The 22025-nt window shown below is 66.2% G+C and carries 21 protein-coding genes; 10 read left to right on the top strand and 11 right to left on the bottom strand.

The genetic code is table 11. The features are described 5' to 3' along the window. The first annotated feature begins 92 nt into the window (after positions 1-92). Positions 93-377 carry a hypothetical protein gene (locus tag HT579_19970; protein ID QKS30995.1) on the top strand — a complete coding sequence of 95 codons (285 nt, stop codon included), beginning with the start codon at positions 93-95 and terminating at the stop codon, positions 375-377. A 295-nt stretch (positions 378-672) separates the two neighbouring features. Continuing rightward, a complete protein-coding gene (locus HT579_19965; protein ID QKS30994.1) occupies positions 673-1062 on the top strand; it encodes a hypothetical protein in 390 nt (129 codons plus the stop codon). 102 nt (positions 1063-1164) lie between these two features. Here HT579_19965 and nosD read toward each other — a convergent pair whose 3' ends face one another. Genes nosD through HT579_19945 form a run of 4 tightly spaced genes read right to left on the bottom strand, consistent with a single transcriptional unit; the run spans position 1165 to position 4363 of the window. Further along, positions 1165-2475, bottom strand: a complete 1311-nt coding sequence (gene nosD / locus HT579_19960; protein ID QKS30993.1) for a nitrous oxide reductase family maturation protein NosD — start codon at positions 2473-2475, stop codon at positions 1165-1167. Beyond that, positions 2442-3161, bottom strand: coding sequence for a DNA polymerase III subunit epsilon (gene dnaQ, locus HT579_19955; GenBank protein QKS30992.1), 720 nt, complete (start codon positions 3159-3161; stop codon positions 2442-2444). Before dnaQ ends, nosD begins: the two co-directional genes overlap by 34 nt. Positions 3162-3186: 25 nt before the next feature. Further along, positions 3187-3648, bottom strand: a complete 462-nt coding sequence (gene rnhA / locus HT579_19950) for a ribonuclease HI (protein ID QKS30991.1) — start codon at positions 3646-3648, stop codon at positions 3187-3189. Then, complete coding sequence (locus HT579_19945; GenBank protein ID QKS30990.1) at positions 3641-4363, bottom strand: class I SAM-dependent methyltransferase; 723 nt, start codon at positions 4361-4363, stop codon at positions 3641-3643. The genes rnhA and HT579_19945 overlap by 8 nt, the downstream gene beginning before the upstream one ends. Positions 4364-4390: 27 nt before the next feature. Here HT579_19945 and gloB point away from each other — a divergent pair, with 27 nt between their 5' ends. Beyond that, positions 4391-5152: a hydroxyacylglutathione hydrolase gene (gloB, locus tag HT579_19940; GenBank protein ID QKS30989.1), complete on the top strand. Its 762-nt coding sequence runs from the start codon at positions 4391-4393 to the stop codon at positions 5150-5152. Positions 5153-5396: 244 nt separating this feature from the next. On the opposite strand, the gene HT579_19935 is transcribed toward gloB, so the two are convergent. Further along, on the bottom strand, positions 5397-5798 hold the full coding sequence (locus HT579_19935; GenBank protein QKS30988.1) for a response regulator: 402 nt from the start codon (positions 5796-5798) through the stop codon (positions 5397-5399). A 105-nt stretch (positions 5799-5903) separates the two neighbouring features. On the opposite strand from HT579_19935, the gene HT579_19930 reads away from it, so the two are divergent. Genes HT579_19930 through HT579_19920 form a run of 3 tightly spaced genes read left to right on the top strand, consistent with a single transcriptional unit; the run spans position 5904 to position 13090 of the window. Further along, a complete protein-coding gene (locus HT579_19930; GenBank protein ID QKS30987.1) occupies positions 5904-9287 on the top strand; it encodes a DUF748 domain-containing protein in 3384 nt (1127 codons plus the stop codon). A gap of 27 nt (positions 9288-9314) precedes the next feature. Beyond that, a complete protein-coding gene (gene rmuC, locus HT579_19925) occupies positions 9315-10658 on the top strand; it encodes a DNA recombination protein RmuC (GenBank protein QKS30986.1) in 1344 nt (447 codons plus the stop codon). Continuing rightward, positions 10655-13090 carry an HDOD domain-containing protein gene (locus HT579_19920; protein ID QKS30985.1) on the top strand — a complete coding sequence of 812 codons (2436 nt, stop codon included), beginning with the start codon at positions 10655-10657 and terminating at the stop codon, positions 13088-13090. The genes rmuC and HT579_19920 overlap by 4 nt, the downstream gene beginning before the upstream one ends. Before the next feature lie 24 nt (positions 13091-13114). On the opposite strand, the gene HT579_19915 is transcribed toward HT579_19920, so the two are convergent. Beyond that, on the bottom strand, positions 13115-13909 hold the full coding sequence (locus HT579_19915; protein QKS30984.1) for an outer membrane protein assembly factor BamD: 795 nt from the start codon (positions 13907-13909) through the stop codon (positions 13115-13117). A 1-nt stretch (position 13910) separates the two neighbouring features. Between HT579_19915 and rluD the strand changes: the two genes are divergently transcribed. Together rluD and pgeF are read left to right on the top strand one after the other, a co-directional pair. Next, positions 13911-15044 carry a 23S rRNA pseudouridine(1911/1915/1917) synthase RluD gene (gene rluD, locus HT579_19910; GenBank protein QKS31736.1) on the top strand — a complete coding sequence of 378 codons (1134 nt, stop codon included), beginning with the start codon at positions 13911-13913 and terminating at the stop codon, positions 15042-15044. Positions 15045-15098: 54 nt separating this feature from the next. Beyond that, on the top strand, positions 15099-15914 hold the full coding sequence (gene pgeF / locus HT579_19905; protein QKS30983.1) for a peptidoglycan editing factor PgeF: 816 nt from the start codon (positions 15099-15101) through the stop codon (positions 15912-15914). 137 nt (positions 15915-16051) lie between these two features. Here the strand turns inward: pgeF and HT579_19900 are convergent, their stop codons facing one another. Next, positions 16052-16273 (bottom strand): hypothetical protein, encoded by a 222-nt coding sequence (locus HT579_19900; protein QKS30982.1) that lies wholly within the window; start codon positions 16271-16273, stop codon positions 16052-16054. A gap of 187 nt (positions 16274-16460) precedes the next feature. Between HT579_19900 and HT579_19895 the strand changes: the two genes are divergently transcribed. Beyond that, entirely contained in the window at positions 16461-17204 is a 744-nt protein-coding gene (locus tag HT579_19895) for a beta-ketoacyl-ACP reductase (GenBank protein QKS30981.1), read from the top strand. A 263-nt stretch (positions 17205-17467) separates the two neighbouring features. After that, the gene (gene phaR, locus HT579_19890; protein ID QKS30980.1) at positions 17468-18046 is read left to right on the top strand and encodes a polyhydroxyalkanoate synthesis repressor PhaR; all 579 of its coding nucleotides are present in this window, start codon (positions 17468-17470) and stop codon (positions 18044-18046) included. A gap of 145 nt (positions 18047-18191) precedes the next feature. Here the strand turns inward: phaR and HT579_19885 are convergent, their stop codons facing one another. The 4 genes from HT579_19885 to HT579_19870 all read right to left on the bottom strand — a co-directional run bounded on the left by HT579_19885 (position 18192) and on the right by HT579_19870 (position 21824). Continuing rightward, positions 18192-19400 carry a sodium ion-translocating decarboxylase subunit beta gene (locus tag HT579_19885; GenBank protein ID QKS30979.1) on the bottom strand — a complete coding sequence of 403 codons (1209 nt, stop codon included), beginning with the start codon at positions 19398-19400 and terminating at the stop codon, positions 18192-18194. 94 nt (positions 19401-19494) lie between these two features. After that, positions 19495-19887: an acetyl-CoA carboxylase biotin carboxyl carrier protein subunit gene (locus tag HT579_19880; protein ID QKS30978.1), complete on the bottom strand. Its 393-nt coding sequence runs from the start codon at positions 19885-19887 to the stop codon at positions 19495-19497. Between the two features lie 26 nt (positions 19888-19913). Next, the gene (locus HT579_19875; protein ID QKS30977.1) at positions 19914-20246 is read right to left on the bottom strand and encodes a hypothetical protein; all 333 of its coding nucleotides are present in this window, start codon (positions 20244-20246) and stop codon (positions 19914-19916) included. A 24-nt stretch (positions 20247-20270) separates the two neighbouring features. After that, positions 20271-21824, bottom strand: a complete 1554-nt coding sequence (locus HT579_19870) for an acyl-CoA carboxylase subunit beta (protein ID QKS30976.1) — start codon at positions 21822-21824, stop codon at positions 20271-20273. Between the last annotated feature and the right edge of the window lie 201 nt (positions 21825-22025).

Here is a 22025-nt window from a genome sequence, read left to right as displayed (position 1 = left end):
GCTTGATCTTCCTTGTCAACCGCAACCCGCAGCGGGCGTTAGTCGGCGCATGCGCGGCACGATGACCAACAATATCTCAAGAGGAGAGCGAAATGGGTAGCCTGAGCAACGAGTCCTTCGAGCAGTTTCTCGATTCACTGAAGCAGGCGGGCGTGCAGATCAGCAACGAAGGCGAGCTGCGCGAGCGGCTGGCGGAGGCCCAACGTTGGCGCTTCGCCTTTGCCACCCTGGCCGCCAATGGCCGTCCCCTGGGGATCCGCTTCCAGGACAGCAGCAGCGGTGTCAACCAGGACGACATCCACCGCACCATGGCCCGCTTCCAGTTTCCGGAAGTCCTGCAGAGCACCTTTGCCGCCAGCCTGCGCGCTGACCACTGATCCTCGACCACCGCCGGCTTCGTCCCACAGCGGCTTCGTCACACCCTCTCTCCCTTGCAGACTGGCCGCGCCGGAAGACCGGCGCTGGTGGCGTCCTGCCGCACGTCCGGCGCGCGGCAGTGGCCAGCGCGCAGGGCGCCGGGCGTCTGGGGCCGTGTCGCGGCGCTTGCGGTGCCGTGGCAGCGGCTTTTCCGGGCGAACCGACGCGCGGCGCGCGCGTCTTTCGCTCTCGCCGCGCAGCGACGGACGTTCATGCCTGTTGAACGACGACTGCAGTGTGAGTCATAATGGAGGCATGAACGATTCCCCCCCCCAGGATCCGCGGCGGCGGCTGCGCGAGCTGCTCACCATCCCCGAGCGCGATCGCACCGACGAGCAGTGGGACGAGATCATCGAGATCGAGATCACGCTCGCCCCAGGAAACCGCGAGTCCGATCGCAACCCGGATCGACCCGGCGAGCGGCAGCCCGACAGGCGCCAGGGTGCCGCCGGCCCCGGCCGTCGTCCCGAGCAACGCAAGGCGGCAGCAAAACCGCCGGCACCAAGGCAGGAGCCCAGGCAGCAGGGGCCGCGGCCGGAAGCTGCGACCGACACCCCGGGCGAGGTGCGCCCACCGGATGCGCGACCGCCGAGGCGGCACATGCGGCGGCCACGGCGCCCATCGGAGACGCCCGGCGAGAGCTGACGCCGGCTTGCGTTTCCCGCGCTGATCACGGGTGCCGCGCGGCGCCCTGGTCGGCATGCCGCAGGCATCACGCTTGCACCCTGCCCTCAGGCTGCTGGGGCATCATGTCCGCCCGTCGCCCCTGAGCGGTCGCCGCGCAAGCGGCGCGGGATCACGCAGCAGCAGCGTCGGTGGCGCGAAGGGAGCGAAGCGCTCGAGAAAATCGAGCATCTCCAGCGCCGGCGAGTTGCGAAAGAATGCCGCCATCGGTGTCTCGATCCAGATTCGGTCGGCGTGTGCCCAGACCTCGTGCGGCGTATCGCCAATCCCGTCCTGGTCGAGGTCGAATCCCTGATAGCTGTCCCAGTAGTTCCCCCACCACTGATTCGCGTCCTCGCGATCACCCGCGCCGACGAGCGCCGACCACAGGTTGTGCTCGAAGCGATTGCGCAGGACGAGATGGCCGCCTCGTTCGCCGTAGAAGCTGACGCCGGTGACGTTGTGCGCGATGCGATTGCCGATCACCGCCATCCGGTTGACCGCGTGCCTGGGCGAGTCCGACAGGATGCCGACCGCGCAATGGATGATCTCGTTGTCGTGCAGCAGCGTCGTGCCGCTCTCCTTGAGCGCGACGCCGGCACCACTGGCGTCGATGGCGTGCAGGATCCGGTTGCGGCGGATGATCAGTCCCTCCGAGTTGAGCGCGGTGATTCCCGATGCGTTGTCGTGCAGATGGTTCGCCTCGACCAGCGTCCGGTGGGCGAAAAGCAGGTTCATGGCGCGGCGGCTGTCGCGTACGCTGTTGCCGACGAAGCGGTTGCGCAGCGAGTTGCTGACCGTGATGTCGCGAACGCGTTGCAGGTCGTTGTTCTCGACCCGATTGCCCATGCTGTACCAAAGCCGGATGCCGTCGCCGCGCTCCGCTGCAGCCAGCGCCAGCGAGCGGATACGGTTGCCGACGATGCGGTTCTCGTTCGCCTGTTGCAGGGTGATGCCGAACAGCACGTCATCGATCAGGTTGTCCGCTACCAGGTTGTTGTGCCCATCTGCGATCAGCACACCCGAGTCGATGCGGTCGTGCGAGTCGCCGGAGTTCCTCACATGCAGTCCGCGCAGGACCACACCGCTGGCGCGCACGGTGACCACCGTTCCGTGGCCGCCACCGTCGACGGTGATCTCTCCGCGCCCGTCGATCAGGATCGGGCGGCTGATCACGACCGGTCCGGAGTAGGTTCCGGCCGGAGCCTGCAGACGGCCGCCGCTCGGCGTGGCGTCGATCCAGGGTTGCAGCGATGGCGCCGGTGCGACGCGGCCTGCCCCTCCCGAGGCGGCTGGGAGGACGCCAGGCAGCGTCCCGACACAGGTGGCGGCGAACGCCAGCAACCAGCGGAGCAGTGGCGTCAGGTGGCGGACTCGCGCTGCAGCCACAGGCACTTGCCCTTGCTGGCGAGGTCGATCGCGGCCAGCAGCTTTTCGTGCGCGGCGATTTCCTCCGGGCTGGCGCGTCGGATCACCAGCTCGCGTGGCCCGCCGGCGGCAGCCGGGCGGCGGCTGGCCTCGCCGCGTTCCGTCCGCTCGTCGCCCAGATCGATGATCAGGCTTTCCTGCCCGCGGGTCATCGCCAGATAGACTTCGGCGAGGATTTCTGCGTCGAGCAGGGCGCCGTGCAGCGTGCGCTGCGAGTTGTCTACCCCGTAGCGTTCGCAGAGCGCGTTGAGGTTGTTCTTCTTGCCCGGGTGCAGTTCCTTGGCCATGCGCAGGGTATCGCAGACACCGTGGCAGACGGTTTCGATCGGCGCCATGTCGAGCAGGGCCAGTTCCGCGTTGAGGAAGCCGAGGTCGAAGGCGGCGTTGTGGATGACCAGTTCGGCGCCGCGGATGAAGTCGAGGAAGTCGGCGGCGACATCGGCAAAGCGCGGCTTGTCGAGCAGGAAATCGCGGCTGATTCCGTGCACCGACAGGGCGCCCGCGTCGATCTCGCGTTCCGGATTCAGGTAGCTGTGGAAATGCCGTTGCGTCAGGCGGCGGTTGCGCATCTCGACGCCGCCGATCTCGATGATGCGATGCCCGAGCTTGTGCTCGAGGCCGGTCGTTTCGGTGTCAAGGAAGATCGTTCGCATCGCTGGGGCTGTCCCTGTCTGCGTTCTAGCGGGCAGCCTGGCTACGCCGCAGCTCGTCCATGCCGCGATTGGCCAGCGCGTCGGCACGTTCGTTGCCGGCATTCCCCGCATGTCCCCTGACCCAGCACCACTTGATCTGATGCTGGCCGGCAAGCTCGGCGAGCCGCTGCCAGAGGTCGGCATTCTTCACCGGCTGCCGGCTGGCGGTGCGCCAGCCGTTGCGCTGCCAGTTGCGGATCCACTCGGTGATGCCCTTCTGCAGGTACTGTGAATCGCTGTGCAGGTGCACGGTCGCGGGTCGCCGGAGCGCCTCGAGGGCGCGGATCGCGGCCGTCAGCTCCATGCGGTTGTTGGTCGTTGCGGCTTCACCGCCCCACAGTTCCTTCTCGCGTTCGCCGCTCTGCAGCACGACGCCCCAGCCACCCGGTCCGGGGTTGCCGCGACAGCCGCCATCGGCGTAGATCGTCACGATGGATTCGTCACTCATGCCCGTTCGCTTCCTTCTTGCTCACCGCCGACAGCGCCTTGGACGCTGCTCGCTGCCGTTTCCAGCTGGGCAGGATCAGCCGCATGCCATGCACGCGCTTGATCGCCCGCAGCAGGTAAACCCCACCGGCAAAGCTCCACCAGCGATTGCCCGCCGCTTCGATGAGCTGCCAGCGGCGCAGCCAGCGCTCGCTCGAGCAGGGCGGCGCGTAACAGCCGAAGCTGCCGCGCTCGACCTCGAATCCCAGCAGCTGCAGCCAGTCCCGCAGGCGCCTCGGTGACAGGTAGTTGCCATTCCAGGGAAAACCGTCCGGGCAGTCTGGCAACTTCCGCCGCAGACCCCAGGTCGAGAAGGGATTGAAGCCGGCAATGATCACTTCTCCTTCCGGGATCAGGATGCGTTCGACTTCACGCAGAATCTGGTGCGGGTCGTCATGGAACTCGAGGACGTGCGGCATGACCACCAGATCTACGCTGTGGGCGGCAAACGGCAGTTGCCGCAGGTCGCAGAGGACGTCGACCAGGCCAGATTCGCCGGCCACCTGCCGCAACGGGATGCGGTTGTGCGCCAGCAGCCGGATCTCCGGCAGGCCGAGCTGGATGGCATTGTAGCCAAAGAGGTCGGCCACCGCGGCATCGATGCTCGCCTGCTCCCAGGCCATGACGTAGCGCCCTTGTGGACCTTGCAGCCAGTCGCCGAAAACAGGAATTGACATTTTCCGCAGTTCTTCCAAAATTCAGCGATGTTCGACGTCATCCGCATTCCAGCCTTCAAGGATAACTACATCTGGTTGTTGCGCAAAGGCGCCGCGGCAACGGTGGTTGATCCGGGAGATGCTCGGCCCGTGCTCGAGGTCCTCGAACGCGAGGGACTGAAGCTCGCCAGCATTCTCGTCACGCACCACCATGCCGACCACCAGGGTGGAGTCGCGGCGCTGCTGGCGCACTACCGGGCCGAGGTCTACGGGCCGGCAGCAGAGGCGATCAGCGGCATCAGCCGCCCCTTGCGCGGTGGCGAGACGATCCACCCTGCCGGCCTTGACAGTGGCTTCGCCGTCGTCGCGGTGCCCGGCCATACGCTTGGTCACCTCGCGTATTATGGCGCAGGCTGCCTGTTCTGTGGCGACACGCTGTTTGCCGGGGGCTGTGGTCGTCTCTTCGAGGGAACACCGGCGCAGATGGCGGTCTCGCTGGCGCGCCTGGCGGAGTTGCCCGACGAGACGGCCGTGTACTGCGCGCACGAGTACACGCAGTCCAACCTGCGCTTTGCGCTCGCGGTCGAACCGGGCAATCGCTACCTGCAGCGGCGCGCGGTCGAGGTCGCCGCGGCGCGTGCCAGCGGCCTGGCGACGGTGCCGTCGACGATCGCCTGCGAGAAGGCAAGCAACCCCTTCCTCCGCTGCGCCGAGCCGGAGGTCGTGGAATCGGCCCGGTGCCACGGTGCAGGCGCGGTTGACCAGGTCGCGGTGTTCGCCGCGTTGCGGGAGTGGAAGAACGGGTTTTGAGGCGGCGCCAACCGCGTCGGCACGGCCAGGCCGCTGTCGAGCGGGCCGCTGTCCTCCACGAAGTCGGCATCGCGCTTGAGTCGCAGGCTGTGAAGCGATCGGCTGCACGGTCGCCCCGCTGCGTTGCCCACTCGCTTCCACCCACGGTCCGCCTGCCACGGCCGGCCGGCGGTGCCGGCGCACTTGCCGGTCCCCTCTACCGATGCCGGCGCGCGCTCGCTGGCGACGACGCGGTGGCGACGTCTCAGGCGACCGGCTGGCTGCTGGCGGTCTGCTGTGCCGCTCGCCAGGCGCGATCGACCGTGTCCAGCATCTTGCCGGCGTGGAAGGGCTTGACGATGAAGCCGCTGGCTCCATTCTGGATCGATGCATGCACATCGGTCACGCTCGGGCTGCCGGTGAACATGATGACGACCATTTCGGGGTGTCGTGCCTTGATAGCCTGGAGCGCTTCGAGGCCATTCATCTCCGGCATTACCAAGTCCATGCAGACGATCTGTGGTCGCAGGCGCTCGGCGAGTTCGAGGGCCGCGACACCGTTGCGCGCCTCGCCGATGACTTCGTATTCGCTGTTGCGCAGCATGCTGCGCAGGAGGCTGCGCATCAGGTCGTTGTCGTCGACGATGAGGACGCTCGGGCGCGACATGCCAGTCACCTCTGCCAACGACGCCGCGCGTGTGCCACGGCGCCGCGGCAGCGTCCGCTTCGTGCTAAATTGGCGTTTTCCCCAGTCAGCCCAGGGGCTGCCGTCATGACCGAAAACACCCCTCCCACCACCGCGACTGCCTCCCTGCGCGTGAAGAAATACGGTTTGCGGATTGCCCTGGCTCTGCTGATCATCGGCGTGCTCGGTTTCCTCGTCATGCCGCCGCTCGTCAAATGGCTGCTGGTGGATGAGCTTGCCGCGGCGCTGCACAGACCGGTGAGGATAGAGGGGCTGAGCATAAACCCCTACACCTTGTCCTTGCAAGTCGACGGGCTGGTGGTACAGGAAAAGGGCGGCGGTGACCAGGTGGCGGGATTCGAACAGCTGTTCGTCAACCTGGAGGCGAGCTCGCTCTTTCGTGGCGGCCCGGTGGTCAGCGAACTGAAGCTGGTCGGACCGGCGCTGTCGCTGGTGCGGCTGCCGGACGGCCGTTTCAACTTCTCCGACCTGATCGACGAGTTCATGACCCGGCCGCCATCGACCGAGCCAACAGCGCGCTTTTCCGTGAACAACATCCAGATCGCCGGCGGCAGGGTGGACTTCGACGATCGGATGCTGGGCGAGAAGCAGCAGCTCAGCGCAGTCAACCTGGCCTTGCCCTTCATTTCCAGCCTGCCGAATTCGGTCGAAATCTTCGTCGAGCCGGCGTTCTCGGCTTCTCTCAACGGCGCGCCGCTGGTGGTCCAGGGCCGCAGCAAACCCTTCGCCGCGACGCAGGAGAGCGAGCTGGCGGTCGATCTGCGCGACGTGCAGATTGCTCCCTACCTCGACTACCTGCCATTGCGACTGCCGATCCAGCTCGTTTCCGGTGCCGTTGACAGCGAGCTGAAACTCGCCTTTCGCCGCGGTGAGGATGACCATCCGTCGCTCAGCCTGTCGGGAAACGTCACCGTCAGGGACCTCGTCGTCAAGGATACCGCCGGCGATCCGCTGCTGTCGCTGCAGCGCCTGCACGTTGTGCTGGCAACGGTCGATCCGCTGCAGCGCGTTTTCGTCGTCGAGCGGGTAGCGGTCGAGTCGCCCGAGATCCATGCGCGAGTCAGTCGCCAGGGGACGATCAACTGGGTCGAGTTCTTCAATCAGGAACTCGCTGCCCGCTCGCCGCCGGCAGCGGCCGACGGTCCGGCCAAGGAGTCGCCGGCCGCACCGGTGAGCTGGTCTCTGGGCGAAGCCAAGGTCAGCGGCGGTGCCCTGTCCTGGCTCGACGAATCGCATGGCAAGCCGTTCAACGCCAGTATCGAAGGCATCGATTTCGGCATCCGCAACCTCGACAGCAAGGGTGCGTCGCCAGCGAAGTTCGAACTGGCGATGCGCTTTCAGGGAGAACCCTGGATCAAGGCGGGCTCCCTGTCGGTCAGCGGCGGCCAGCTCGATCTCCCCGGAAGGCGGGTGCTCATCGGCGAACTCTCGCAGCGCGGCACGCGCGTGTTGCTGCGCCGCGCCGCCGACGGCAGCATCGACTTCGTCCAGCCGCCCGTCCTGCGCGCTGCGACGGCCGCACGGAAGGACCCTGGCGGTGCCTGGCAGATCACCGTTGCCAAGTACCACTCCGAGGACATCGGGCTGCGCTTCGAGGACGCCGCGGTGTCGCCGGCGGCGACGCACACCATCGAGGGACTGCGTTTAGATGGCGAGAACCTATCCACGGCAGCCGGCAGCACCGCCAAGGTGACGACCAGCTTCCGGCTCAATCGCAAGGGTGAAGTCGAGCTTGCCGGCAGTATCCGCCCATTGCCGCTCGACGCCGACCTCAAGCTGACCATGCGGACGGTCGAACTTCTGCCGCTGCAACCCTACGTCACCGAGCACCTCAACGTCGACGTGACGCGCGGCCTGGTGAGCCTTGACGGCGTGCTGCAACTTCGCCAGGGCGGCGGTGGCGGATTCGATCCGGCGGCGCTTGGCGGCGGCTTCAGCGGCGAAGCGACCGTCGGCGACTTCCAGGCCGTCGACAAGATCAACTCGGCGGACTTCGTGAAATGGAAGTCGCTTCATCTCGGCAAGCTGGACCTGCGTCTGCGCCCCGATTCGCTGGCGATCGGCGAGGTGGCGCTGAGTGAATTCTTTGCCCGTGTGATCATCAGTCGCGAGGGCAAGCTGAACCTGTTGCAGATCGTTCGCCACGATGCGAAGGCGCAGCCGCAGTCGTCGCCGGCGGCGCCGCCGGTCGTCGCCGGTGAGGGCAAGGCTTCGGCGCCGGTCACCGCCGTCGCGGCGAAGCCGGCGCTGCCGATCAACATCGCCCGCATCACCCTGCAGGGTGGCGATGTCCGCTTCAGCGACAATTTCATCAAGCCCAATTACTCGGCGAACCTGAAGAAGATCGGTGGCACGATCAGCGGTCTGTCGTCGGCGGCGGACAGTTCGGCGAAGGTCGATCTGCGAGGCAGTTACGACAACATCGCGCCGCTGACGGTCAGTGGACAGCTCAACCCGTTGTCGCCAATCCCCCGTCTCGACCTGCAGGCGGAGGTCAGGGGAATCGAGATGACCTCGCTCTCGCCGTACTCCGGCAAGTACGCCGGCTACGCGATCGATAAGGGCAAGATGTCGCTGTTCGTCAAGTACAGGATCGAGAACCGGCTGCTCACGGCCGAGAACCGGGTGTTTCTCGATCAGCTTACGTTCGGCGAGCAGGTCGCCAGCCCGGATGCGACGAAGCTGCCGGTGACGCTCGCGGTCGCCTTGCTGAAGAACCGCAGCGGCGAGATCGACATCAACCTGCCGATCTCGGGTTCGCTCGATGATCCCGAGTTCAGCATCGGCGGTCTCATCGTTCGGGTGATCGTCAATGTCCTGGTGAAAGCGCTCACCTCGCCCTTCGCACTCCTCGGATCGGTCTTTGGCGGCGGCGAGGAACTGTCCACGATCGACTTCGCAGTCGGTGAGGCGAGCCTGACCCCCGAGGCACAGAAGCGCCTCGAGACGCTCGCCAGGGCGCTGGTCGACAGGCCGGCGCTGAAGCTCGAGATCGAGGGGCACGCCGATCTGCAGAGCGACCCCGAGGGATTGAAGCGTTATCGCCTGCAGAGCAAGGTGCGTGCACTGAAACGTGAGGATCTGACGAAGAAGGGTGTTGAGAGCGGCTCGGTGGACAGCGTCGAGGTCGACGCCAGGGAGTATCCGGCACTCCTCGAACGCGTCTATCGAGCCGAGAAGTTCCCCAAGCCGCGCAATCTGATCGGCATGGTCAAGGGGTTGCCGGTCGATGAGATGGAGAAGCTGATCCTGGCCAACACCGTTGCCGACGACGAGGAACTGCGCGACCTGGCCGACCGCCGCGCGAAAGCCGTCCTCGACGCCCTGCTGGCGCGCGATGTTCCGAGCGAACGGATGTTCCTGCTGCCGGTCAAGCTCGTCGCATCGGACGGCAAGGCCGATGCCGCTGCCCAGGCGCGCGAGAGCCGGGTGGCGTTGTCGCTGAAGTAGGATCGGCGCATTGCGGCCGGCTGGCAAGTGAGCGAGGGCATCCTGCAGGCGCTGCTGGGGATCGGCGTTGCCCTTCTGGTGCTGCAGATCCTCGTCCTGGCACGTGCCGCGCACAGCCGCGAGACACTCGATGCCGGCCTGCGCGATGTGCAGCGGTCGATTGCGCAGGTCGAACGTGAGCTGCGCGAGGAACTGGCGCGCGGACGGCAGGAGGCCGTGGCGACCGCGCGTGGTGATCGCGAGGAACAGACGCTGTCGCTGGGCCGTCTGTCACAGGCGCTTGCCGGTGAACTGGGGCGGCTGGGCGAACTGCAGGCGCAGCAGCTCGAGTCCTTCGCGCAACAGTTGTCGCGGCTGACGAACAGCAACGAGCAGCGCTTCGAAAGCCTGCGCCTGGCGCTCGAGGCTCGTCTGTCGCTGCTGCAGGGCGACAACGCGAGGAAGCTCGACGAGATCCGCCAGACTGTGGACGAAAAGCTGCACGCGACCCTCGAGCAGCGGCTCGGGGATTCGTTCAGGCTGGTCAGCGATCGTCTCGAGCAGGTGCACCGCGGGCTTGGCGAGATGCAGACGCTGGCTACCGGCGTCGGTGACTTGAAGCGCGTCCTGAGCAACGTCAAGACCCGTGGCACCTGGGGTGAGGTGCAGCTGGACGCGCTTCTCGACCAACTGCTGACCGCCGACCAGTATGCGCGCAACGTGGCGACGCGGCCGCGTCGAAACGATCGCGTCGAGTTCGCCATCCGCCTGCCGGGTGCCGACGAGCAGCAGCCGGTATGGCTGCCGATCGATGCCAAGTTTCCCCTCGAGGATCATCAGCGGCTGCTCGATGCGCAGGAGCGCAACGATCCGGCGGCGCTCGAGCTGGCGACGCGGGCGCTCGAGGGCCGGCTGCGGGACGAGGCACGGAAGATCCGCGACAAGTACGTCGAGCCGCCGTACACGACGGACTTCGCCATCCTCTATCTGCCGACCGAGGGCCTGTACGCGGAGGTCCTGCGCCGGCCGGGACTGGTTGATGGCCTGCAGCGGGATCTGCGCATCTGCGTCGCTGGGCCGACGACGCTGGCGGCACTGCTCAACAGCCTGCAGATGGGTTTTCGGACACTGGCGATCGAGCGGCGTTCGTCGGAGGTGTGGGCGGTGCTCGGTGCGGTGAAGACCGAGTTCGGCAGGTTCGGCGAGGTTCTCGAGGCGACCCGCCGCAAGCTCGAGCAGGCGAGCCGGAGCATCGAGTCGGCGGGCGTGCGGACGCGGCAGATCGAGCGCAAATTGAAGGATGTCGAGGCGCTGCCGGTCGACGAGGCGCAGCGCCGGCTTGGCGATCTCGAGGAGGTGGCGGACGCCGATTCGCCGGAGGGAGGCGATTGAGCAGACAGGTCGGGCGTTTCGAGATCATGCGCGAACTCGGACGCGGCGCGCAGAGCATCGTCTATCTGGCACGTGATCCGCATCTGCAGCGGCAGGTGGCGATCAAGACGCTGCACTTCGCCCGTCCGGACGCGCAGCAGAACGGCGCGCTGCTGGCCGAGGCGCGAATGGTCAGCCAGTTGCGGCATCCGAACATCGTGCCGATCTTCGAGGCGGCGGAAGAGCAGGGCGACCTCTATCTGGTCTTTCAGCTCGTTCCGGGCCGGAACCTCGCCGAGCATCTGCAGATCACCGGTGCCTTGCCGCCGGCGCGGGCGATCCCGATCATGCTGGCGATCCTCGATGCGCTTGCCCACGCCCATGCGGCCGGCATCATCCATCGCGACCTCAAGCCGAGCAACATCCTGATCGACGACGACGGCGTTGCGCGCGTGATGGACTTCGGCATCGCAGCGCGCGCCGAGGCGCGGTCGACCGACGGCGGCCAGTTGACGGGAACGCCGGCGTACATGGCACCGGAGTACATCAGCGAGCGCCGCAGCAGCGAGCGGTCGGACATCTTCGCCGCTGGCCTCGTCCTCTACGAATTGCTCGCCGGCCGCCGCGCGCTGGCCGGCAGCGACGTGCCGCAGGTGATGCGGCGGATCGTCAGCGAGGACATCCGCCTGCCGGCGGAGACGATCAGTCTGCTCGACGAGCGGCTGGTGCACCTCGTGCATCGGGCCCTCGAACGTGATCCGGCGGATCGCTACGAATCCGCCGCGCAGATGCGCGAGGCGCTCGACGAGCATCTGCATCCACCCCCGGTTGGCGAAGCGAGCGACGCGCGCCAGAGCACGATCGACTTCCTGTTGCGGCGCATGCGCCACAAGAGCGACTTCCCTGCGCTCTCGGAGTCGGTCAGCGCCATCAACCGAATCACCGCAGCCGAGAATCAGAGCGTCTCGCAGTTCGCCAACACGATCCTGAAGGACTTTTCGCTGACCAACAAGCTCCTGCGCATGGTCAACTCGGCGTACTACCAGCAGGCGGGTGGCGGCAACATCAGTACCGTATCGCGTGCCGTCGTCGTCCTCGGCCTCGACGCCGTGCGCAGCATGGCGATCACGGTGCTGCTGCTCGAGCACCTGCAGAACCGGGACAACGCCGATCAGCTCAAGGATGAATTCCTGCGCGCCAACCTCGCCGGTGTTCTGGCACGCGACATCTGCAGCAGCGTTGCCGGCCGGCCGGAGAGCGAGGAGGCTTTCATCTGCTCGATGTTCCACAACCTGGGTCGCCTGCTGAGCCAGTATTACTTCCCGGAAGAAAGCGCCGAGATCCGGCGCGTCCTGCAGCAGCGGAACTGCGCCGAAGAAGCCGCCGCGCAGCAGGTGCTCGGAATTTCCTTTGCCGACCTGGGAATGGCCATCGCCCAGGCCTGGGGTTTCCCGCGGCAGATCGTCAACAGCATGCGGCGCCTGCCGGCGGGCAGCGTTCGCCGTCCCGTCGGCAGCGAGGACCGCCTGCGCGTCCTCGCCGCGCTGTCGAACGAACTGTGCGGGGTGATTGCGGAAAGCAGCGGCGAGCAACAGCCGAAGGAGCTGCGGCGCGTCGCCAGCCGCTTCGCGGACGCCATCGCGGTCGACGAGAAGGATCTGCGGCAGGCGGTCGACCGCGCGCTCCCGCAGGTGGCGGACTTTGCGCGCAGCATCCGCCTGAACCTGCAACAGACGCACTTCGGTCGCCAGCTCAAGGGCTGGGGTGCCTCGCAGGCCAGTCCGGTCGTGCCACTGCCGACAGTGGATGACGGACTGGGGGACAGCGTACTGCCCGAACCTGTCGTCGTGGCGGCGGTGGCCGGCGGTGCGGCCGAGCTGGCAGAGGCTGTTGCTGCTGGCACCGTCGGCGAGATTGTTGCCGGCAGCGCCGACGGCGTGGCGAGGACAGCCACGCTGCTGGCAGGGATCCAGGACGTGAGCAACGCCCTGGTCAGCGATTGCCGGCTCAACGACGTCCTGCGCATCACCCTCGAGACCATGTACCGCGCCATGGGTTTCCGGCGGGTGATCCTCTGCGTCCGGGACCAGCGCAGCAATTCGATGCTCGGTCGCTTTGGTTTCGGTCCCGACGTGCTGGAGGTGGCGAAGCGCTTTCGCTTCTCGCTCGTCTTTTCGCCTGACATCTTCCATGCCGCGCTGGCCAACGGGGTCGACATCCTGATCAGCGACACCAGCGACCCGAAGATTGCCGCGCGCATTCCGGAGTGGTTTCGCAGGGCGGTCGCGGCCGAGACCTTCGTCGTCCTGCCGCTGTGCATCAAGCGCAGCCCGGTGGCGATGATCTACGCCGACCGGCCGCGGGCGGGGGAAATCTCCATTTCGGGGCAGGAACTCTCGCTGCTGCGCACATTGCGCAATCAGGCGGTGCTGGCGATCAAGCAGTCGGGCTGAAGAAAGTCCCCTGCGGCCGGCCGGCTACCAGAGTTTCCACCACGGTTCCTTGCGCTCGAGACCGCGGACGTAGTACGCGCTGTTCGGGAAGTTGCGGCGCATGACGCGCTCGGCGTCGTCACGAAGGTCGGTCAGGCCAAGCGCGTCGTAGGCCTTGACCATGATGAACAGGGCCTCTTCGTTGGCCGGCGCTGCCGGATAGTTCAGGACGGCATACTGGGCGCGATTCGCAGCGGCGAGATAGGCGCCGCGCTTCATGTAGTAGCGTGCGACATGCAGTTCCAGCGACGCGAGGGCATTGACCAGGTACTTCATGCGCAGGATCGCGTCGGGGGTGTACTTGCTGTCCGGGAAGCGCGTCACCAGCTCGCGGAAGGCATCGAAGGACTCGCGTGCGCCCTTCGGATCACGTTCGGTCATGTCCTGGTTGCTGACGATACCAAGGATGCCGAGGTCCTCGTTGAAGTTGATCAGTCCCTTCAGGTAGTACACGTAATCGACATTCGGGTGGTTCGGGTGGAGCTTGATGAACCGGTCGCAGGCAGCGATCGCCGAGGCCGGTTCCTGGTCCTTCCAGTAGGCATAGGCGATGTCGATCTGCGCCTGCTGCGCGTAGCGGCCATAGGGATAGCGCGACTCGAGTTTCTCGAAGTACTTCACCGCCTTCGCGTAGGAGCCGTCGTTGAGTGCCTCCTTGGCTTCGGTGTAGAGCTTGTTGGCCGACCAGCCGATCGTTTCGTCCTTCGCATCCGGGAAGAGTCCACAGCCGGCAAGCAGCGATGCGAGGAAAAGGGATGCGATAATCGCTAAACTACGCATGATGAAGAACCCAGAGAAGAAGAAGGCCGCTGCCGGAGCGCCGGAGCAGCGCGCCGGGCCGGGCGATTATAGCGCAAACCCCCGAACCGCCCTGAACGTACCGGCCGAGTGTGGTGGACAGCGACTGGACCAGGTTCTTGCCCGGCTGTTGGCGCAGCATTCGCGCAGCCGCCTGCAAGGGTGGATCCGCGCCGGCCGGGTGACCGTCGCCGGCAAGGCCGTGCTCGAGCCACGGCGCAGGCTCTGGGCCGGCGAGACGATCGAGCTCGCCGAGGTGCCCGACGGGCGCGCCGAATCGTCGGCGCCCGAGGATATCCCCCTGCAGGTGGTGTACGAGGACGAGAGCCTGCTGGTGATCGACAAGCCGGCCGGCCTGGTGGTGCATCCGGGCAACGGCAACTGGAACGGTACCCTGCTCAATGCGCTGCTGCATCATGCGGAGGATCTCGACAGGTTGCCGCGGGCCGGCATCGTCCATCGGCTCGACAAGGATACCAGCGGCCTGATGGTGGTCGCCAGGACGCTCGAAGCGCAGACCGATCTCGTCCGGCAGTTGCAGGCGCGCAGCGTCCGGCGGCACTATCACGCGCTGGCACGCGGCCAGGTCGAATCGTCCGGCACCGTGGACGCGCCCATCGGCCGCCATCCGACGCAGCGTACGCGGATGGCGGTCGTCACTACGGGCAAGGCGGCACGGACGCATTACCGGGTACTCGAGCGTTTCGTGGACTGCACGCTCATCGAGTGCGCGCTGGAGAGCGGGCGCACGCACCAGATCCGGGTGCACATGACGGCCGTCGGGCATCCGCTGGTCGGTGATCCGACTTACGGCAGCGGCGTCAGTCGGCTGCCAAAGGGCCCTCCCTTTTCCCGGCAGGCGCTGCACGCGAGTCGTCTGGCATTCCTGCATCCACTGACCGGCGAAGCGATGCTCTGGCGATCCGCTCTGCCGGCGGACATGGCGCAGATGCTCGAGTCGCTGCGGCGGCAGGCGGCGCTGGCGTGGGCGGACCAGGTCGCCGGCGGCGACGGGGATGTCGATGCGGACGACGAAGACGGCTGGCAGGAGGAACCGGAAGAGATGCTTGCGGACGGTGACGACGAGGCGGACGATGACGACCTGCCCGGGTCCTAGGGTCGTCCTTGCCGGCAGCCGCATGGCGGGGTCTGCCGCGACGGCCCGCCGGCGATGACCGGGGCGACCTGGATCGTGCCCGACTGGCCGGCGCCGGCGTCGGTACGCAGTCTGGTGACGACTCGTCGCGGCGGCGTCAGCCTGCCGCCCTACGGCAGCCTCAACCTCGCGGATCACGTCGGCGACGATCCGCTGGCGGTCGCTGCCAATCGGCAGCGGCTCGGCCAGCGACTGCCGGCGTCCCCCTGCTGGTTGCAGCAGGTGCACGGAACGACCGTGGTCGACGCCGCGGCGGCCGTTGGCGCTGCTGCGCCTGCGGTTGCCGACGCTTCGTTCGCCCGCGCGTCCGGCGTCGTCTGCGTCGTCATGACCGCCGATTGTCTGCCGGTGCTGCTCTGCGACCGCGCCGGAACCGTCGTCGCCGCCGCGCATGCCGGCTGGCGGGGCCTGCAGGCCGGCATCATCGAGCGGACGGTGACCGCGATGAAAGTTCCGGCTGCCAGCCTGCTCGCGTATCTCGGACCGGCGATCGGAGCGCAGGCTTTCGAGGTGGGCGACGAGGTGCGGCAGGCGTTCGTTGCTGCCGATCCACAGGCGGCACATGCCTTCAGCAAGCTTGCGCGGGGTGCCGCCGCCGCTGATGCGCCTGCCGACTGCAGTCGCGGCCAGTCATCGGTTGTGCAGGCGGGCGGCGGCTGGCTGGCCGATCTCCACCTGTTGGCGCGGCAGCGGCTGCTGCGGCTCGGTGTCGGGTCGATTCACGGTGGCGACCACTGCACGCTGCGGCAGCACGAGCTTTTCTTTTCCTACCGGCGTGACCGCGTGACCGGCCGCATGGCATCGCTGATCTGGCTGGCCAACGACCAATAGCCCGTTCGGGCGAGCCGATCACCGCCTTCCGGTGCCGGGCAAGGCGCGCACCACAGCCCGCTCTGCTGACGACTTGCGTCGCCACCCGGCTCGCCATGGCGCGGCTCATGTCACTGGTCTGGCAGCGGAAACGGCCTTCACTGCGGCGGCTCCGGCTCATCGCCAGCGGCCGCAGGCGTCGTCCGTGCCGCCTTGCGGGCCGCCCGCCGCCGCCGCCCCGCGCCACCGAACAGCCAGAGCAGGAGAGCGAGCGGCAGGATGCCGTAGAACAGCAGCGTGAGGATGCCGGCGACGACGTTGCTCTCGGTCATGGCCATCAGCACGGTCACGTACAGCCAGGCGATGGCGACGATATGCATGCCGCGATTATAGGCGCCGCCGTGGCGCAGTCGAGACCCTGCCGCGACCCGAGCCGGCGGTACCGCGGCACGGAAACGAAAACTTTGCCCGCCGGCATTGACAGCGCGGATGCTGCAATGCAGAATCGCCGATGGCCTCATCGGTCAGAATAAGAGCGTTCAACCTTCAACAGGAAAGGAAACATCTATGACGCAACGTGTTGCATTGGTTACAGGTGCCATGGGGGGAATTGGTACCGCCATCTGCCAGGAACTGGCGAAGGCCGGTCACAAGGTGGTTGCTGCCTATCATCCGGAGTTCGACAAGCCGGAAGAGTGGACCAAGGCGATGGCCGAAGCCGGTTTCAACGACTTCATCTGTGTCGCCGGCGACGTTTCCGATTACGATTCATGCGTTGCGCTGGTCGCCGAGGCTGAAGCCAAGACCGGGCCGATCGACATTCTGGTCAACAACGCCGGCATCACCCGGGACAAGATGTTCGCGAGGATGGAGCCGGCGCAGTGGAACGCGGTGATTTCGACCAACCTCAACAGCCTCTTCAACATGACCAAGCAGGTCTCGACCAAGATGGCAGAGCGCGGCTGGGGCCGCATCATCAACATCTCGTCGGTCAACGGGCTGCGCGGCCAGGCTGGCCAGACCAACTACTCGGCGGCCAAGGCCGGCGTCATCGGTTTCACCAAGGCCCTGGCCGCCGAGGTGGCTGCCAAGGGCGTGACCGTGAACGCGATCACCCCGGGGTACGTGGCAACCCAGATGGTCATGGCGATCAAGCCGGAGATCCTGCAGGGGATCATCGACACGGTGCCGATGAAGCGTCTGGCGAAGCCCGAGGAGATCGGCGGCGCCTGTGTCTATCTCGCTTCGGACATCGCCGGTTTCATGACTGGCTCGACGCTGAACATCTGCGGCGGTCTGTACTACCAGTAAAAGAAATTTTTTCAGCCGTTCTGTCCAGACAGGCTCCAGACGGGGCCTGTTTTTTTTTGCTGGCGTATAATGGTGCTGCACCGCACCAAAAAGCCATGAGTTTCGCTTGGCTGCCCTGCTGGCAGCGGATCGCGCGCCTGGCTCGGCGACCACCGAGCGTGCCCGCGGCGGTTGACGGCAAAGGCCAGTTGGTGGGGTGACCATCACGGTCCGGGCGCCGATGAGCGCCCGCCGAGTCATCTCTAGAAGGAGGAAGGGTCGCCATGCCCGAGCAGCCGCGACTGATCAAGAAATACCCGAACCGTCGACTTTACGATACCAAGACCAGCGCCTACATCACCCTCAGTGATGTCAAGGATCTCGTGCTCGCCCGCGAGAGCTTCAACGTGCTGGATGCCAAGACCGGCGAGGACATCACGCGCAGCATCCTGCTGCAGATCATTCTCGAGGAGGAGGCGGCCGGCGTCCCGTTATTCACCACCGACCTGCTGGCGCAAATGATCCGTTTCTACGGGCACGCGATGCAGGGGGTCCTCGGCAAGTACCTGGAAACCAACATCAAGTCCTTCGTCGACTTCCAGAAGAAGCTGCAGGATCAATCACAGCAGCTCTACGGCGAAAGCAACAGCCAGATGCATGCCGACATGTGGTCCCAGTTCATGAACTTCCAGGGTCCGGCGATGCAGACCATGATGGCGACCTATATGGAACAGAGCCGCAAGATGTTGCACCAGATGCAGGATCAGTTGAAGACGCAGACCCGGACGCTGTTCACCAGCCTGCCGCTGCCCGGTTTTCCGGCGGACGCCGAGAGCAGGCGAGAGACCGATGTAGAGAAGTAGGCAGATCCGGCGCGGCCGGCCGGCTCGGCCGCGCCCTCCGGCTCGACGATCTGCCGCCCCTTTTCCCGGCCGACAGGGGCAGCGGCGGGTTGCCGCTTGTGCAGCATCCCGCATGCGGTGGTGGCCTTGCCACTGCGCTCCAGCCCTACTGCCGCAACAGCGCGATGAAGGTCGCAGCGATGATCGCCGAGGTGATGACGCCGCTGATGTTGGCGCCGAGAGCCTGCGGCATGATGATGGCGCGGGCGTTGGCGGCGCTGGCAACCTTCTGCACGATCTTCGCCGTCGTCGGCACACAACTGACGCCGGCAATGCCGATGATCGGGTTGAACTTGCGGCCCGACCAGTAGTACAGGATATAGCCGCCCAGCAGTCCGCCGAGGGCCGAGATCGTCAGCGCCAGCATGCCGAGCAGCAGCAGCTTGAGGACGGTCGGCTCGAGCAGCGTGTTGGCTTCGCAGAGGACGCCGAGCGTCAGGCCGAGAAAGAAGGTTGCGGCATACAGGAACACGTCGCTCAGCAGTTTGGTGAAGGCGTCGATACCGCTTTCGCGCACCGCGACGCCGAGGAAGAGCGAGAAGAACAGCGGCGCCGCCACCGGAAACAGCAGGCACAGCAGCGTGCAGGCGACGACCGCGAAGGTCAGCTTCTGCGCCCGGCTGATCTTCGGCCCGCGATCATCGGCCATGCTGATGCCGCGGATGTTCTCGGGTACCAGCCACTTGATCAGGTACGGGTAGGCACCATAGGTGAGGCCGAGATAGAGGTAGCCGACGACGGTGATCGGAACGAAGAGATCCTTGGCCAGCACGAGCGAGGTGAACAGCACCATCGGCCCGTCGGCGCCGCCGATCGTCGCCACCGCTGCCGCCTGTCCCTCGTTCAGCCCGAGCCCGACGGCGATCGGAAAGACGGCGATCGTTCCCAGCTCGGCGAAGAGGGCGATGATCATGCTCTGGAAGGGACGCGCCATGACGTAGCCGACGTCGAGCAGGACGCCGATTCCCATGAACACCAGGCAGGCGATCAGGCCGTTGCTGAAGGTCAGCGTGTAGATCGGCTGCAGCCAGTCGATCTGCATGATGTTCATCAGCTCGATCGGGTCGGACAACAGCGGATCGACGAACAGCGTTCCCATCCGGTGGCCGTCGAGGAACATCACGCCGGCGTTCACCGACGACATGCCGAGACCCATCGGAATCATCAGCAGCGGCTCGAGGATGTTTTTCGAACCCAGGTAGATGAGGAGGAAACCGAGCAGCATCAGGAAGATGCGCCCGAACATGATCTTCGGTTCGGAGGCCGCCAGAGTGGCGATTCCCTGGAACAGATCGAGAAAATTGATGCCTTCCATACGCGTCAGTCCTCACGCCGGGCGCCGGCATCGCAGCCGGCCGGCGCAGCGAGTTGCAGACGGCAGGAAACCGCTTCCTGCCTGTTGGCCAAGCTCAGCCGATGGTCACCAGCGGCTGCCCGCCCTCGACCGAATCGCCGGGGGCGACGAGAACGCGGGTCACCTGGCCGCCACGGCTGGCGATGACCGGTGTCTTCATCTTCATCGCTTCGAGCACCAGCAGACGGTCGCCGCTGGCCACCGTCTGGCCGACCTTGACGAGAACCTCGACGACGACACCACCCATGCCGGCGACCTCGTCACCGGCGCCGGCGGCTGCCGCGGCGGTCTGCGAGGGGGCGGCTGCAGGCGCCGCGGTCGTTGCGCTGCCGGCAGCCGCGACGGCACTCGTCGGAGCGGGAGCCGGCGCTGCCTGGCCGGACGTGAGTTCGAGGACGGTGACGTCATACTCGCGTCCGTTGACCGTCACCTTGAATTTTCTGGGCATGATCTTGCTCCTGTCCTGAGTGTCTGTTATCTGCTGCCGCGGCCCGCAGGCCCCGGCTGGTGTGAGTGATGATGGGCGGCACGACCTTCGGTCGCCCAGCCAGGGCTGGCGGGTGCAATGTGCAGGATGCGGTGCGGTCCCATGGCGGCGAAGATCGCTGCCGACAGGGCGGCGACATCCTCGTCGGGAACGCCGGGGCCGATCGGGCACACCGTACCGGTGGGCATTTCGACCGGTTTCGACTTGTCGACGCGCGTGCCCAGCACCACCATCAGCTTGATCACCACTGCAACGAGCAGCGAGATGACGATGGCGATGCCGTAGACCTGCAGGGCCTTGATGATTGCGGCAGTCAGCATGATGCGGGTTCCTTTGCTCGCCGGTTACATGGGGATGTTGCCGTGCTTCTTGGCCGGCCGCAACTCGCGCTTGTCCAGCGTCTTGCGCAGCGCAAGGGCGATCATCCAGCGCGTGTCCTGCGGCTCGATGACGTCGGTGATGTAGAAGTTGCTTGCCGAGACGTAGGGGGAGGCGAACTCGTCGCGGTACTCCTGTGCCAGTTCGGCGGCCCGTGCCGTCCGATCCTCTGCCTGCTCGAGTTCCTTGCGATAGAGGATCTTGACCGCGGCTTCCGCACCCATGACGGCAATCTCTGCCGTCGGCCAGGCATAGACCATGTCGGCCCCCATCTCCTGGCTGCACATCGCCAGATAGGAGCCGCCGTAGGCCTTGCGCAGGATGACGGTGATCTTCGGCGAGGTGCACGAGCCGTAGGCGGAGAGCATCTTGGCGCCATGCCGGATGATGCCGCCGCGTTCCTGCTCGACGCCGGGCAGGAAGCCCGGCACATCGACGAGGGTGACCACCGGCACGTTGAAGATGTTGCAGGTGCGGACGAAGCGCGCCACCTTGTCGGCGGCGTTGAGGTCGAGGGCGCCGGCCATGACCATCGGCTGGTTGGCGACGAGGCCGATGACGACGCCACTGATGCGCGCGAAGCCGACGATCACGTTGCGCGCGAAGCCCGCATGCACTTCCAGCAGTTCTCCGTTGTCCACCACGCGGCGGATGACCGAATACATGTCGAGCGGCTCGGAGGGGCTGTCCGGGATGCAGTCGTTGATTCCGGGATCCTCGAGTTCCTCGATCGGCACCGAGAGGTTGTGCGGCGGATCCTCGGTATTGTTCGCCGGCAGGTAGGAGAGAATCTGCTTCACCAGCGTGATCGCGTGGCGGTCGTCCTCGGCGACGAAGTGCGCGTTGCCGCTCACCGTCGAATGCATCTCGGCACCGCCGACCTCGGCCATCGTCGTCGCCCGGCCGGTCACCGCCTTGATGACTTCCGGTCCGGTGAGGAACATGTGCGCGTTGTTGCGGGTCATGATGACGAAGTCCATCAGCGCCGGCGAGTACGCCGCGCCGCCGGCACAGGGCCCGCAGATCACGGCGATCTGCGGCACCACGCCCGAGAGCAGGACGTTGGTGTAGAAGACGTCACCGTACCCGGAGAGGGCGTCGACCCCTTCCTGGATGCGGGCACCGCCGGAGTCCTTGAAGGCGACCAGCGGCACCCCGGTCTTCAGCGCGTGACGCATGATGCGCGTGATCTTGCGTGCCTGCATCTTGCCCAGCGTGCCGGCAACGACGTTGAAGTCCTGGCTGAAGGCCGCGATCTGCAGCGGTCCGACGTAGCCGTTGCCGGCAATGACGCCGTCGGCCGGCAGCGAGCGCCCGGCCATGCCAAAGGCGGTCGCGGCGTGTGCGGCATAGAGTCCGAGTTCCTGGAAGGTACCCTCGTCGAAGAGGGTCAGCAGGCGCTCGCGGGCGGACAGCAGTCCCTTCGCGTGCAGGGCTTCCAGTTTCTCGGGGCTGACATGGTCAATCAGCTTGTCGCGCTTGGCGCGCAGCTTGTCTATCAACTCCGGTCGTATGGTCATGTGGATTCCTATCGGTGTCTGAGCCTGAACTGATTCTCATTGTTGCTGCAGTGTTCTGGTGGCGAGCTTCCGGCAGCGTAGTATCCATACTTTCGCATGTGTTGGCTAGAGCCCTGAAAAATTTTCTTGCCGGTTCCAGGGCGCGTCGGGGATCGCGGCAGCACGGCCCTGGGGGGCGGCGGGCGGCAGGGCGCGTCGGTG

This window comes from Candidatus Accumulibacter similis (assembly GCA_013347225.1).
GTDB lineage: Bacteria > Pseudomonadota > Gammaproteobacteria > Burkholderiales > Rhodocyclaceae > Accumulibacter > Accumulibacter similis.
Note: the sequence above shows the minus strand (reverse complement) of the source record. Positions and strands in the feature narration are given on the sequence as shown.

Bases quoted from the DNA above. Each gene is read 5' to 3' on its own strand.
- HT579_19880 (QKS30978.1), bottom strand. From the start codon at position 19,887: ATGCCCAGAAAATTCAAGGTGACGGTCAACGGACGCGAGTATGACGTC.
- gloB (QKS30989.1), top strand. From the start codon at position 4,391: ATGTTCGACGTCATCCGCATTCCAGCCTTCAAGGATAACTACATCTGG.
- pgeF (QKS30983.1), top strand. From the start codon at position 15,099: ATGACCGGGGCGACCTGGATCGTGCCCGACTGGCCGGCGCCGGCGTCG.
- HT579_19885 (QKS30979.1), bottom strand. From the start codon at position 19,400: ATGGAAGGCATCAATTTTCTCGATCTGTTCCAGGGAATCGCCACTCTG.
- HT579_19900 (QKS30982.1), bottom strand. From the start codon at position 16,273: ATGCATATCGTCGCCATCGCCTGGCTGTACGTGACCGTGCTGATGGCC.
- HT579_19965 (QKS30994.1), top strand. From the start codon at position 673: ATGAACGATTCCCCCCCCCAGGATCCGCGGCGGCGGCTGCGCGAGCTG.
- HT579_19945 (QKS30990.1), bottom strand. From the start codon at position 4,363: ATGTCAATTCCTGTTTTCGGCGACTGGCTGCAAGGTCCACAAGGGCGC.
- HT579_19895 (QKS30981.1), top strand. From the start codon at position 16,461: ATGACGCAACGTGTTGCATTGGTTACAGGTGCCATGGGGGGAATTGGT.
- HT579_19935 (QKS30988.1), bottom strand. From the start codon at position 5,798: ATGTCGCGCCCGAGCGTCCTCATCGTCGACGACAACGACCTGATGCGC.
- rluD (QKS31736.1), top strand. From the start codon at position 13,911: ATGAAGAACCCAGAGAAGAAGAAGGCCGCTGCCGGAGCGCCGGAGCAG.
- HT579_19915 (QKS30984.1), bottom strand. From the start codon at position 13,909: ATGCGTAGTTTAGCGATTATCGCATCCCTTTTCCTCGCATCGCTGCTT.
- rnhA (QKS30991.1), bottom strand. From the start codon at position 3,648: ATGAGTGACGAATCCATCGTGACGATCTACGCCGATGGCGGCTGTCGC.
- HT579_19870 (QKS30976.1), bottom strand. From the start codon at position 21,824: ATGACCATACGACCGGAGTTGATAGACAAGCTGCGCGCCAAGCGCGAC.
- HT579_19970 (QKS30995.1), top strand. From the start codon at position 93: ATGGGTAGCCTGAGCAACGAGTCCTTCGAGCAGTTTCTCGATTCACTG.
- phaR (QKS30980.1), top strand. From the start codon at position 17,468: ATGCCCGAGCAGCCGCGACTGATCAAGAAATACCCGAACCGTCGACTT.
- dnaQ (QKS30992.1), bottom strand. From the start codon at position 3,161: ATGCGAACGATCTTCCTTGACACCGAAACGACCGGCCTCGAGCACAAG.
- HT579_19875 (QKS30977.1), bottom strand. From the start codon at position 20,246: ATGCTGACTGCCGCAATCATCAAGGCCCTGCAGGTCTACGGCATCGCC.
- HT579_19930 (QKS30987.1), top strand. From the start codon at position 5,904: ATGACCGAAAACACCCCTCCCACCACCGCGACTGCCTCCCTGCGCGTG.